Origin of the sequence: Legionella lytica (genome assembly GCF_044626755.1) — a bacterium.
Lineage (GTDB): Bacteria > Pseudomonadota > Gammaproteobacteria > Legionellales > Legionellaceae > Legionella > Legionella lytica_A.
The window spans coordinates 997792-1010802 of record NZ_JBGORX010000001.1; the positions used below are offsets into that span (position 1 = coordinate 997792).

The window sequence follows — 13011 nt, forward strand, 5'->3', positions numbered from 1 at the left end:
ATTCTGCGAGCCTTATTGCTACAACAACTTAATACCATTAAAGTGAGACAAGATGTACATTCCACTAACTGAACCTGTATCTCCGAGATACATCTACATTAATCCCGATACCAATCTGATGCACCTACTAGTCCCTATTGTCGGAGGAGAAGAAATCTCTACTGATAATACCTGCAAAGCCATCACCGCCTTGCGTGAGTTTTTTGATGGGGGAGCGCTGAGCGAATTAATTACTTATAGAAATGCCCTACTTCTCGATCTGGCCTTACTTGGTGAAGGCAACCTGGAACAAACCCACAAAAAAGCCCGCCTTGAGCAAATAGAGATTTATATCGTCGCAGTTTCAGCCATGAAAAATCATTATGGCCAGACAATTAATGCCTTACTGGAAAAATCGTCTAATTTATATGCCATTCAATTACGACCACGGGAACCCGATCCAAACTCTACCGTTATTAATCCGCTCTTTTCTATTGAGCGAAGAACTGATCTTCAAGGAACTCCTCGTTCACCGTTGTATAATGCAATGCACCGGATTTATCCTTCTATTAAAATAACCCAACCGGATCTGCAGACAACCTTAACTCAAAGCGTCTTAAAGTGCTTGTCCGCCAATCCAAGTTTTTCAGAGATTCAAGCGGTATTAAAAGCGCAATGCTTAGCCTTATTTGGTCTGGCTACTGATTTTACGCAGCGCTCTAATAGTGAGCCGGTGACCAAAATTACCATCGATACCCTTATGGGATTCGAGAATAACGCCAGTTCCAAAGAATATATTGAGGCACTATTAGGGGCTTGCGCACCCTACCTGTGGAACGATATAGCACTCCCCCCTTTTTATCGTGTTCTAAGCACAACCATAAAACCAGAAGAGCAAACGGAACGCTTATCCATAATCACCCAGTTCTTTTTAGCCATCCTCAACGTTTATTGTAAGTCAAAAGGCATTAGCAAAAAAAATTTTGGTGCCATTCTTGATGCCGATCCTGAATTAAGCAATGATTTAGTTGGAACAGTTTACAATGCATTCATGGACAAAAAGGATGTGGAACAAGAACTTTTTACTTTTTGTAATGTGCATGTAGATAAATTTGATTTATCCATTCTCTTAAACAGCAATGACTTAGCCGCAGTGAAACAAAAGTTTGCCCGTACTTATCACACCATTACAGCCACAAAAGAAAATGCTCATATGGATGATTTCCTGCTCTTAGATACTGAGTCTCAAGGAGGAGCCGTCCAATTTGTGGCTCATCAAGGGGCTATTTGCGTGAATTTTGCAGAAGTTATCGATTCGGCCATTCCTAATCAAAGCTATTTTTCATCTATTCGCGCTGATTTTTCAGGGCACCCATCTAAAATTCATCATAAAAATTCATGGGTTGCAAGCCAAACAGAGATAGATCTTGTCTCCCTAATTGCCCATAATACTAATGAGTTTTTTGAAAAATTACCCCACGTCATTAAAGAGGCTTGTCGTGTCCATCCTAACTTTCAAATGCGTCAATTTTTGCATGATATTGCCCAAGGAAAACAACATGAGGCAGGTGCATGCCTAAGTCAACATACGGCTAATGCACAAACCATGCTGCAAACGCCTGGGCTTTTTACTGATTATTCTGGTCGTACCTTTAATTGCACCGCCTATGAATACGCTTTTTGGGCTAAAGACACTTACATGCTCCTCATGCTAGAGCAGCATATGGATGATGAAACAAAAGCCTTTTTGTCAACTCGTATTGAGGAAATGGAGCGTATCGATCCGGAAACGGGAAAAGCTGTAGGATTAGCGTATCAACAACACGGCACCGCTCATCGCTCAGCCCATTTCGACTTTGCTCCTTTAAACAAGGCACTGCAGCATTTTAATGTGGGAGCGGATCAGTGGTTCTTCTCGGCCAATGGCTTGCCCACATTACGCACTGCTTGGCTGGAGATTGGTAAGGCCCAACGAGATGTTCCAGCCCATGTGGCACAAGAATACTGCCGACCTAATCGCTCTTTTGCACCAACTCCTCAATTTAAAGAGACAGACCTACCGCGGAATTTAACCTTTTACAATGAAAAAATAGGGAAGTTTGAATCGTGGTTTCCTTTAAGTTCACACGAAGGACTTGGTTACAGTTTTTCAATAACACGTGGCCAGGATAATTGTAAAGGCTGTGGATTTGAAGGTGGAGCAGGATGCAGGCATGATTTAGCCTCATTAACTCACCTGGATGCTGTAAGAACCGAAGAGCTAGTGCACGCACGGGTACGTTTAAGCGCAATAACGAATGCATCGAACATGCAGCTCTAACCAGAAAGGAGCTCTACCGTACCACGTTATGAGCTCCCTCACTAATGAGTTTCCCAATAATGTACTCCATTATTACCTGGCGACCAACCACGAACCATGCAAACCATGTGGAATCCTGCGCGGCATTTTTATACGAGCTAAAGGTTCTTGCGTTATCTGCCGTGCATCCAAAATGGCACATTCACTTTGTTTATACCTCGGGCAATATCTCCTGTTAAGAGAACAATTTTTTCGTGTAATCAATTATCAATTCAAAATCTTGTTCATAAGCATTGAAGAACTGCATTTATAGTGTAAATTGAAAGAACATTTGACATTTAATCTAAATTAAGAGTAGTATCGCCTAATATCAAATTAATTCTACACACCGAAAAATAAATGACCAATTTTCAACAACAACAAGTTTTTGTAAACAGCCCCGCTGCGTTGTTGTCTATTGCTATTTCTTCTGTTGTGATTTCTGTGGTCGTCGTCATTATCTACCTCTCCCTTCCCTAGAGTTATGTCCTTGATTATTCGACCTCTCTAGGGAGGATGGCAGAATAATCAACCAATTAGAGATTAACTATTTAGAGGAGGCACCATGGAATCCACATGTGATGCGCAAACACTGAACACCCCCAAAACCAAAACAAATACAACTCGTGCAGTTTTCGTTATTATTTTATGCTCTGCCTTTTTATTTTATAAGTACGTTCTACAAAACTTCCCCAGTGTAATGGCTCCTCAATTGATGGATGCATTTAACTTACACGGCTTGGGGCTTGGAGTGCTTTCAGGGGTTTATTTCTGGACTTATCTCATTGTTCCTCTGTTTGTTGGTATTATTCTGGATCACTATGGAACCCGTTGGGTAACCTCTGCCGCCATTCTATGTTGTGCCCTGGGGACCTTTGTTTTTGCTCAATCGGAACACTTAAATAATGCGATTTGGGGGCGTGCTCTTATTGGTGTGGGCGTATCCTTTGCCAGCATTGCTTATTTTAAACTCGCCGCAGTATGGTTTGATAAAAAATATTATGCTTTGCTTACTTCTTTATTAGTTGCCTCAGGAATGATCGGCGCAGTATGCGGTCAAATGCCCCTTGCCTGGTTGGTTAATCAAATTGGTTGGCGCGCAAGTTTATCAAATTTAGCGTGGATCGGAGTTGGTTTAGCTGCTCTGTTCTTACTGATTGTTAAAGATAAACCCCAGGCAGACACAGCGAATCCAGCAAACACCGAAAGCCAACATTTATGGCGTGACATTCTGTCTATTGTAAAAAATAGACAAAACTGGTTATTAACCGCATACAGTGGCTTAGCATTTTCTCCTGTTGTTATTTTCTGTGGTTTATGGGGAAATCCATTTTTGCAAAAAGCATATAATCTGGACGCACTTATTGCTCCTAGTCTTATATCAATGGTGTTTATCGGTTTAGCAATTTCATGCCCTTTATTCGCCCTGTTTGCCAATCGCGTACGTAATCGTTGCGCCTTTATGATGTACAGCACTCTGCTTTCAGCATTGTGCATCACTTTGGTAATTTACGCACATCCCATGCCGATTTGGTTACTCAGCGTTTTATTGTTTATGTTTGGCTTTAGTTTAGGAGCCTTCCCAATTGTGTTTGTAATTGGTAAAGAGTTAAATCCATTGCATTTAGCAGGAACTGCCACGTCCTTAATCAATGCCAGTGACGCATTTTTAGATGCGATTGTAGAGCCGGCGATAGGAAGCTTGTTAGATATGTTCAGTACCACAGGAGTACCACATGATTTCTCTTTATTCAGCTACCATATTGCCTTAGTTGTGTTACCTTTATTCCAAATCATCGGTGCCCTGATGTTAAAATGGGTTAAAGACGAGAATAGAGTGGCTCAGTAAAAAAAGAGCGAACGACTAAACGCTCGCATCTCACCCCGAACTTAGGGTTACCGCGGTCAAGCCGCGGTAACCACGGTAGCTTGCCTCTAGCTCCCAACGTGGGCGTCTCAGGGCAAAACTGCATTAATTGGGAAATTATGATGAGAGAAAAAACAAATTGAAAGCACAGAAACTTAGCCGTATTGCGCAGTGTAATACGAAATCAAAGTTCCCTCAGATATAGACTCAACTACTTACTCGCCAGTATTTTTCGCCACATAAACCCAAGCAAATGTTCCCGACTCAAGCTGAACTTTAATTCGTTTGTAATCAGCAATCTCATAGGTATCGGCTTGTTCTAACTCCTCAGGAGTCAACTCAAAAACCATACCAGCAACTTTATCTGAAGTACGTCCCGTATAACGAATCACCGGATGATCCGCATTCCCACTAATGGCCACCACTTCAGGATCGCTAATTGTTAGCAACAATAATTCAAACTCGAGTAAGCTATCTGGCACACCCTTCAGCTTACGGTCAAAACTAGCTAATTGTACCGCCTCATACTGCAAGGTTCCGTAAGAAAATATTTTTTCCATTATCGCATTACCTCTCTACTACTGTGTTCTAAATAATATTCATCCACAGTTGATAGTATTTTTTCTTCCAGAGCCTTGGCTTTTGCATTTGATTTTCCCACACCGTTGCTAATAATGGAAAATACAAAGGTCTTCGCATTAGGATTAATGATAAAGCCCGATAAAGACGATAGATCATGCATTGAGCCGGTTTTCGCAAACACTTTTTTATTCAGAATACTGTCCTTCATGCGCCCCTGCAAAGTCCCAGAAACTCCAGCTTGTGGCAATGCATTAAGTAAGGCAGATTGCAGATTCTTATCCCGATAAAGCTGTGTTAATAAATCAACAAACTGCTCTGCGGCAATTAAATTATAACGAGTACCTTCCCCATCAGCTAACTCCATCTGTTTCATATCCAAATGCGTATGTTCAGAAATAATTTTTTTCATCGCGAACATACCTTCTTTATGCGTACCTTTTCCGGTTAATAAATAGCCCAGCTTTCGGCTAATGTTGTTCGCATACAAATTATCTGATTTTTGCAGCATATGCTTGAGCAGTTTAGATAAATCTCCGGACTGATAACGTTCAATTATCTGAGCATCTGCGGGAGTGGTACCAGTAATAATTTTACCTTTAAGAACAATCCCCTCTTTTTTCAGGGTTGATTGTATGACCTGCTTCGCAAAGAGCACCGGATCTGGAATAGCAAACTCCAATAATTTGGGATTTTTATCTTGAACCATGCAGCCATAGAGCCTTAAAGTATTATTATCTTTAATTTCAATATGCATACTGCAATGATTTTTTTCTTCCTCTTTGCTCACTGTAACTACTTCATTAATCAAGGTTAATGCGTTGATTGTAGGCTTCGCATTCGGTTTTGAGCTGCCTTTCAGTTTAATCTGCGTAACCCCACCCAGCTTGGGAGCACTGGTTAATTGATAACGCTCCGCGTTTTCATTTAATACAACGGCAGTGTCTGGTGCAGTATATCCCCAGCCTAAATCATCATAAGAATCACCATTCAGATAATAAGGTGCAGGATACTGACTGCCATCAATAATAATATTCCCTTGAATAACTTTGGTATTATTCTTTTTCAAATTGGCCACTAAGGCAGCCAAATTATCTGCCGTTAGTGAAGGAGAACCAGTAAAGGTCAGGTAATAATTCGGTCCTTTCTGAGCTAAGCTTGTTGAAAAACGAAAATCTGGTTTTAAGTAGTAGAGAGCGGCAGCAGCAGTAAAAAGTTTGGTACTGCTTGCGGGACTTAATAACTTATTGGCATTACGGCTGTAAATAACTTCTCCTGTTTGTGCATCTTTAATTAACACACCGACAGTTGCCCTAGGAAGTTGTTGGTCTATGATTTCATCAATTTTTGCAGTTAATGGCTGCGCAAATAGAGTCTGATTGAAAAGAGCTAAGGCACTGATCCACGTGTAGTTAAAATAGCGCACTGAAATTCCCCTTTAATGCATGACGATTTGGGCATATAGCTTCTCTGATTCTGCAATGAAGTGCAAGTGATGATCTCTTAAATCATCACTTCATTCTTTTTTAAGTCCATTGCTCCATCCAGATCACTCACTATATGCTTATGATTAACAGGCTTTAACAAGCCCTGAGACAAACAAAGAATAAATAGGCTCAAAGGGAAAATACAAAGCATGTCAAAAGGAAAACGAAGTACCCCTATTCCCCCAAAGGAGCCTAAATAAGAAATCACAAGCATGCTTCCCATGTACAAGAAGAACCAGCCCATGAGGACTCCGTTATCAAAAGAGACTCTACGATGTGCAATAAAATACAGCACTAAACCAAGCAATAAAGCCACATCAAGTTTCCAGATAATTGCAAAACCACACCAGTACAACATTAAGTTACAAAAATAAAAAGCAACATGAGAACAAATCAGCGCCCCATAGAGCTTAAAAGGGCGTGGGCTTTCTGGTTGTAATTTACGCATAGCTAATAAGCAAATCGGTCCGATACTGTAGGAGAGAATACTGGCAGATGAAAGAAAAGCCACCAGTTTTTGCCATCCTGGAAAAGGTAAAAAAGACAACATCCCCACAATTAAATTCGCATACAAGGTGATGTAGGGAATTTTATGACGATTCACTTTCAAAAATATTTTCGGCAAATGTCCATTTTGTGCCATTCCATAAAGAATACGTGAAGTTGCTGCTGCATAGACTAACGCCGTACCAAAAGGGGAAAAGGAAGCATCGATCATCAATAAGGTTGCAACCACCCCTAGACCTAAAAGCAAGGCTAAGCCCACTAAAGGACCACTGTCCCCAGGATACGATAAGCCAGCCCAACCATGGCTTAGATATTGCTGAGGAATAGCAACAAGAAAACTTAATTGCAGTAAAAAATATAAGAGAAAACCAATCAAGACAGCACCTAGAATCGCAATAGGGATACTGCGTTGAGGGTTTTTAACCTCACCTGCAAGCACTAAACCGTTTTGAAAACCAGTAAATGCAAAAACAACCCCACCCTCTGAAAGTGCGGCAAAAATAGCCACCCAACTGGCTTTATCTGATACATCAACAGATACATTACTCATTGAGGGAGCGATATGAAAAAAGGAAACAATTGCAATGCCAGGTAATATAAATTTGATAATGCTGGCGTATTTATTACATTCAGCCAGTAATTTAATCCCATAGGAATTCAAAAACACAACAAAAAGCATAATCGCAACGGCCACAACATAACCATAGGCGGAAAGCTGTAAAGTAACAGACTGCCCCGCGACCAGTATTGGAAAAAAATGGCTGGCGTATTGAAGAATGGCCTGAATTTCAATGGGAGTCATCACTACATAAGAAAGCCATGAAGTCCATGCAAATAAAAATCCAACTTCGTTTCCATGGGTAAATGTAGGATAATTAGACATTCCGCCTGAAATGGGAAACATGGTGCCTAATTCACAAAGCGGTAGTGCAATACACAGCATAAAAAAGGTAGCAATCACCCAAGAAATTAGGGAATTACTGCCGGCTATTTGTGCACTAATATAGGGACTAAATAGCCATCCGGAACCTACCATTCCACCAGCCGCAGCAATTAATACATTCGTTGTTGAGATGTCGCGTCTTAACATGAAAATTTCCTTATTATTCAGGTAGCTTCCAGTTGCTTCTTCTTTCATGATAGCACTTTATCATAGAAAGCCAAGTTGCAATCGATTTGCTGTGCAGAAACCTATCTGATTGATTTATTGCTGTTTATTCGGGAGGAATTTGTCATTCGCACGATTTGATTAGCCTCACTTATAGTACAAAAAAATATAAAATCAAGCTGTCCTTTCATTTTATTTTTTGTTACTATAGCGAAGTATTATTTTCTCCCTCGAATTATCCCTGTGGATAATTTTCTAAGTACACTTCTGCTCCATTTAGCCTATTAATAATTAAAACCAATCAAAGCACTGTGTTTATAGATGTTAGGGCCCTGTTTCTTTATTTACTTTCATAAAAAGATATCCACAAAATCTGTGGATAATTCTGTTAACAGATTCTGAGAAAGCTCTTAACTTCTACTTTTCCGTACATGTTTTCAAATCACACAAGCTGTTATTGAATACCAAACCACCCCCCTGTGTCGCCACCAGCCCAACATAAATTATTGCTGCATCCTTTTATTTTTTCAGTACACAATCCTTTTAATTGATCTGACTTACTAATATCCATATTTTGATAACCTTCTGGTTTACAAATACGAATCATATACTTACCTCGCACTCGAATTTGCCCCATTACCGAAATCCTGGGTGAAACCATGTAAAATCCAGGGGAATGTGAATAACAGGCAATATAACACCCAGGCTCGCCTGTATAGGTATTATCTGTGGGTAGAAAAACTTGGGTTGCTCCAGGAGATGGGTGATTTACGACACCTGCGTCTTTAATCACATATACCGGAAAAGGAGAGGGTAATAACATTTTATTTGGACCTGAAGCATCAAGCGCAACAGCCTGGGTCATCATGCCAAGACCTATACTAGCTAACAGCATTCGTTTCATCAAGATTTCCTCATGTTGCCATGTGTTTTAGTGTTTGCAACTTTATAAAGTATAGGTTAATTTAATTTGTTATTTGCTTATCACTCTTAGTTACTAACGCAAGGAAGTCCCTTTGACAAAGCATGGCTCTCGTCTAGATTAAAAAGAAGATAAATAGTTGGTGAAAATAGGAATGCTCTATTATTTCAGGATGATCTCTAATTTGGTTTAAAAATATTTTTATTTATGAGCAGAATACAAAAATATTTTCCTAGAAAACACCTTTTCGGTCAGAACGATGCCAACTGAATGTAATCTGTTTATGATTATGGATAATTCAAAATATAATCGAGGGGTGGACCTTAGCAAATTTTACATCCTCATTCACTATAAAAAGCTTGGTGTACTCATTAAGAAACAGTGGAAAACATTAACCGTCTCACTTGAACTCAGCTTTGATGTACCCCATCAACGCTATCCTACGTTCTTCATGGTTTTAGCTTATGCAGTACAAATTATTGCCATGATAAGCTTATATGTTGCTACCCAGCAATATGGGCTTTATCTACTGTACTTGCTTTTAAGCTTTTATTTTCTTGCTATCACAAGCCAAGCTACACCTAAATAGAAGATCTAGACGAGGACCAAGGCCCCACAACCCCTCATAGAGCCTAGGTGACACACTAAATAACTCATAGAAGGATCAACGTGGCGCCGACATGGGAGGCTCATAATTCTGATCATGTTGTGCTCTTGAATCAGCCGTACGGGATAATGCCCCTTCTAACTTATCTCTGATCCGATTAACCTCGTCACCATCCTTATGCGCGGTCTTTTTCAAATATTCTTTGGCCATATTCGACAAATCTTCATCTTTAGGATTTTTTGCTATGGCAGCAACGAGCTCATCCACCTTATCCGCTCTCATACCATTACTAAATTTTTTATAATCTGTTTTGGCATTCTGATGATCCTGGGCATCTAATTTATCAAAACCACCCTTTTCTAATGCCTTTTGACATAAAAGAATCCCATGAACATTGGAGCGTGGGTTAGCAATTGTACAGTTGTCGCATTTTTGCCCTTGTTGACTAATCTGATGGATTGGAGGTTTATTACCCGCCACATCATGAATCTGCTTCATAATGGCACCGTGAGATTGCCCCTGGGCATGCCCATTCATCATCGAGTTTATAAACTTACTATCGACCTTACTCAAATCATCGATACGATAAATTTGCGTTCCCGGGTTACCTTCTGCCCCCGTACCTCGGTTCGTGAAAACCATGTATCCAGACTTAGATCCTGGGCCATCAGGTACCACCGATAGTCCCATGGCATGTCCTTCGCAAGACACAGGGATAGTTGTAATCTTACCTTGGCTAATACGATCCGCCATTTTCTCACCGGCCTGAGGTGAGTTTCTCGGCGTGCTCGAAGAAAAACCAGCCGTTTTGTTGGAAAAATCGAATGCCTCAGAAATCTCTTTAAATTTAGGCTCTCGTTCCGCATATTTAGCAACAGATTCAGATATCATGTTGTAGGTTGGTCCAATTTCAGCTAACTGAGAAAAAGTACCATCCTTACTCATCATCTCCACCCCAAGAGTAAGCCCGAAGTTTTTAACAGGATGAAGTGCATTGTCATCTTTGGCAGAAGGACGTTGAAATCCAGCCGATGTAGCCGCCTCGCTATCTAACGCCACATTAAATGCGGCTCGTTCAATAGGACCTACTTCTGCACCATAATCCATTAATTGGTGCGCTTTGTTAAAATCTTGCTGTTGAAATGCTTGTTGTAAGGGGCTTTGCCCATATTTATTTTGGGCGGAATTTAATGCGTGCTGCAGATTATCAAATCCAGCCTGTTTCGCCGCCTCATCAAGTTCTGTTTTTAAGCGCGCTTCACTCAACCTCTCTAAAAATAATCGATTGAGTTGCGCAAAAAAATTATCGTTCTCAATTTTCGTACGGTTCAGGATTTCTTGCTGTTCAGCCATTTTCTGCTGCTTTTTAGTATCACTCTCTTGTTGAGGATACAACTTGCTGAGCATGTCTATAACGTCTAGCGGATTTAGGGGCATGTCACATCACCTTTACTATTTTTATTTAAGTATATCACGGCCAAAACCATGTAGGAGTAATTGCCTCACCGACTCTTAACCACCTTTTCGATGTTGCATGATTTCGGAGAAAAACTCCGGCTTATTAAGTCCCATAGCAGCGAAAATCTGAGGCACTCTATCCCAAGAACCTTCTTGCTCAATGCTCGCTACAATTAAATCAAAACCTGCTTTTTTATCCGCTCCAATTCCCCAGCCATTAATAAAGCACAAACCTTTTAATCTTTTGGCCTCAATATGACCCAAATTCACTGCTGCTGATAAATAGGCATGAGCCTCTTCATAAAGTCGCTGGCAACTTCTACTGTTAGTTTCGCTTTTGAAAACCCCTTCTATTTCCAGCTGTTCTCTGAATTTAGCCTCATCCAAAAGTATTTTTCCTAACAAATAATTGGCTTGCGCATCATCAATGCTGGTTGCCGCTCGTAGGCACTCTTCATACATGACGCGTGCATAAGGAAATTTCTTGCTGCATTTCATCTTTTTATAGAGTTCAGCTAATTCAAAATAATAAGCAATTTCCTTTTTTATCATGTCATCACCAGGCTGGTTATTGACGCGATTTGCTTGCATTGCTTTTATCTTTTTTACAATTCTTTTAATTTTCCATTGATTAAACATAAAAAACTCCTTCATCCCCGGCTAGGAAGTTGATTGAATAACATATTGCAGTAAAAATATAAGCACCACGATAACAACCATTAATGCAAGAATCTTGCCCCCTAAGCTAGCGGACTCTTTAATTTGTCTTTGTAATTCACCAGGCTCCTTCTCTTCCTCTTCTGCTGCTGGATTAATTTCAGGGCCATACATTTGTTTATCAAAGTAGCGGGAAATAAAAAAAGAAATTATCCCTGTAATGAGGCAAGGTATAAAAAACATGAGCCAAATAACCGTTTTACTCCCTGCAGAAGTATACTGATAATCATCTTGATATTTTGCCATTAGCTCTAAAATAAAATCTGGAATATTGTAACTCCATTCAAATAGAAAATAAGGCAAAAGGTATAAACTAAAAAAGAACAAGCCCAGGCTTGTAGTCAGACAGATCATCCCAAAAATAAACAGCTTATCGTGACCCCCAAAGCGATTTTGTTCCATAACCACCTTCTGATAGATAATATTCCATTTAAATTATAAGATAGCAGATGCATGTAAATATGTACACTTGCTGGAGATATTAACCGATTCATTTTAAAATGAATTAATCCCTATTCGCTTTAAAAGGTAAATGATGAAACGCCATGTTTTTATGCTCTCTGATGGAACGGGAATTACCGCAGAAACGCTAGGTAACAGCTTGATCAGTCAATTTGACAATATTTCGTTCGTACGCCAGACAATCCCTTATATTGATTCAATGGAAAAAGCTGAAAAAGTAGTACAGCAAATTAATAAAGCTTATGAGGAACATGGCAGTAAACCACTAGTATTTATGACTCTTGTTAACCGAGAAATACGCAGCCATTTTTTTAAAGAAGCGAAAGCCAGTGTTTTTGATTTATTTAACACCTTTATTGCTCCTCTTGAAAATGAATTGAATGAAAAATCATCTTATACCGTAGGCCGAACTCATGGCGTGGTTGACAATCAATTGTATTTTCACCGTTTGGAAGCCATAGATTTCGCCCTGTCTCATGATGATGGTATTAAAACACGGGGTTATGAAAAAGCGGATGTGATTCTCATCGGAGTATCGCGCTGTGGTAAAACACCAAGTTGTTTGTATATGGCATTGCAATATGGGATTTTAGCCGCGAACTATCCGTTTACTGAAGAGGAAATGCTTGGCTTTAAATTGCCTGAGGTACTCAAACCTTATAAGCATAAACTTTTTGGTTTAACTATTGATGTGCCCCGTCTGCAGCAAATCCGTTCCGAACGTCGGCCTAATAGTAAATATGCCTCTGCAGATCAATGCCGCATGGAAGTGGCTGAAGTTGAAGCAATGTATCAAAAAGAGAAAATACCCTACATTAATTCAACAAAGTACTCTATTGAAGAGATTTCTACAAAAATACTCGCCTCCGCAGGTTTACAACGAAAGATTTAATACATAGCCTGTATTACGACTTTGTCTAATACAGGCTTCCTCAACGTAAAAGCCATTATCATTACGACCGAATAACACAACCCGAAAG

Annotated in this window: 12 protein-coding genes; 4 read left to right on the forward strand and 8 right to left on the reverse strand. The window is 39.9% G+C overall.

Features of this window, described 5'->3' with window-relative positions:
• The first annotated feature begins 52 nt into the window (after nt 1-52).
• On the forward strand, nt 53-2299 hold the full coding sequence (locus ACD661_RS04085) for a hypothetical protein (protein ID WP_400186517.1): 2247 nt from the start codon (nt 53-55) through the stop codon (nt 2297-2299).
• A gap of 72 nt (nt 2300-2371) precedes the next feature.
• Here ACD661_RS04085 and ACD661_RS04090 read toward each other — a convergent pair whose 3' ends face one another.
• Nucleotides 2372-2542 carry a carotenoid oxygenase family protein gene (locus tag ACD661_RS04090; RefSeq protein WP_400186518.1) on the reverse strand — a complete coding sequence of 57 codons (171 nt, stop codon included), beginning with the start codon at nt 2540-2542 and terminating at the stop codon, nt 2372-2374.
• A 340-nt stretch (nt 2543-2882) separates the two neighbouring features.
• Here ACD661_RS04090 and ACD661_RS04095 point away from each other — a divergent pair, with 340 nt between their 5' ends.
• A complete protein-coding gene (locus tag ACD661_RS04095; protein WP_400186519.1) occupies nt 2883-4166 on the forward strand; it encodes an MFS transporter in 1284 nt (427 codons plus the stop codon).
• A gap of 233 nt (nt 4167-4399) precedes the next feature.
• Here ACD661_RS04095 and ACD661_RS04100 read toward each other — a convergent pair whose 3' ends face one another.
• The 4 genes from ACD661_RS04100 to ACD661_RS04115 form a co-directional block, all read right to left on the reverse strand.
• Entirely contained in the window at nt 4400-4744 is a 345-nt protein-coding gene (locus ACD661_RS04100) for a gamma-glutamylcyclotransferase family protein (protein WP_400186520.1), read from the reverse strand.
• Nucleotides 4744-6189 carry a D-alanyl-D-alanine carboxypeptidase/D-alanyl-D-alanine endopeptidase gene (gene dacB, locus ACD661_RS04105; RefSeq protein ID WP_400186522.1) on the reverse strand — a complete coding sequence of 482 codons (1446 nt, stop codon included), beginning with the start codon at nt 6187-6189 and terminating at the stop codon, nt 4744-4746. The genes ACD661_RS04100 and dacB overlap by 1 nt, the downstream gene beginning before the upstream one ends.
• Nucleotides 6190-6266: 77 nt before the next feature.
• Nucleotides 6267-7847, reverse strand: coding sequence for an APC family permease (locus ACD661_RS04110; protein WP_400187222.1), 1581 nt, complete (start codon nt 7845-7847; stop codon nt 6267-6269).
• Nucleotides 7848-8319: 472 nt separating this feature from the next.
• Nucleotides 8320-8769, reverse strand: coding sequence for a hypothetical protein (locus tag ACD661_RS04115; RefSeq protein WP_400186524.1), 450 nt, complete (start codon nt 8767-8769; stop codon nt 8320-8322).
• Nucleotides 8770-9046: 277 nt separating this feature from the next.
• On the opposite strand from ACD661_RS04115, the gene ACD661_RS04120 reads away from it, so the two are divergent.
• The gene (locus ACD661_RS04120; RefSeq protein WP_400186526.1) at nt 9047-9376 is read left to right on the forward strand and encodes a hypothetical protein; all 330 of its coding nucleotides are present in this window, start codon (nt 9047-9049) and stop codon (nt 9374-9376) included.
• Between the two features lie 75 nt (nt 9377-9451).
• Here the strand turns inward: ACD661_RS04120 and ankD are convergent, their stop codons facing one another.
• The 3 genes from ankD to ACD661_RS04135 form a co-directional block, all read right to left on the reverse strand.
• On the reverse strand, nt 9452-10831 hold the full coding sequence (gene ankD / locus ACD661_RS04125; RefSeq protein ID WP_400186527.1) for a Dot/Icm T4SS effector AnkD/LegA15: 1380 nt from the start codon (nt 10829-10831) through the stop codon (nt 9452-9454).
• A gap of 75 nt (nt 10832-10906) precedes the next feature.
• Nucleotides 10907-11491, reverse strand: a complete 585-nt coding sequence (locus tag ACD661_RS04130; protein ID WP_400186528.1) for a hypothetical protein — start codon at nt 11489-11491, stop codon at nt 10907-10909.
• A gap of 21 nt (nt 11492-11512) precedes the next feature.
• Entirely contained in the window at nt 11513-11971 is a 459-nt protein-coding gene (locus tag ACD661_RS04135) for a hypothetical protein (protein ID WP_400186530.1), read from the reverse strand.
• Between the two features lie 133 nt (nt 11972-12104).
• On the opposite strand from ACD661_RS04135, the gene ppsR reads away from it, so the two are divergent.
• A complete protein-coding gene (gene ppsR, locus ACD661_RS04140; RefSeq protein WP_400187223.1) occupies nt 12105-12923 on the forward strand; it encodes a posphoenolpyruvate synthetase regulatory kinase/phosphorylase PpsR in 819 nt (272 codons plus the stop codon).
• Nucleotides 12924-13011 lie beyond the last annotated feature (88 nt).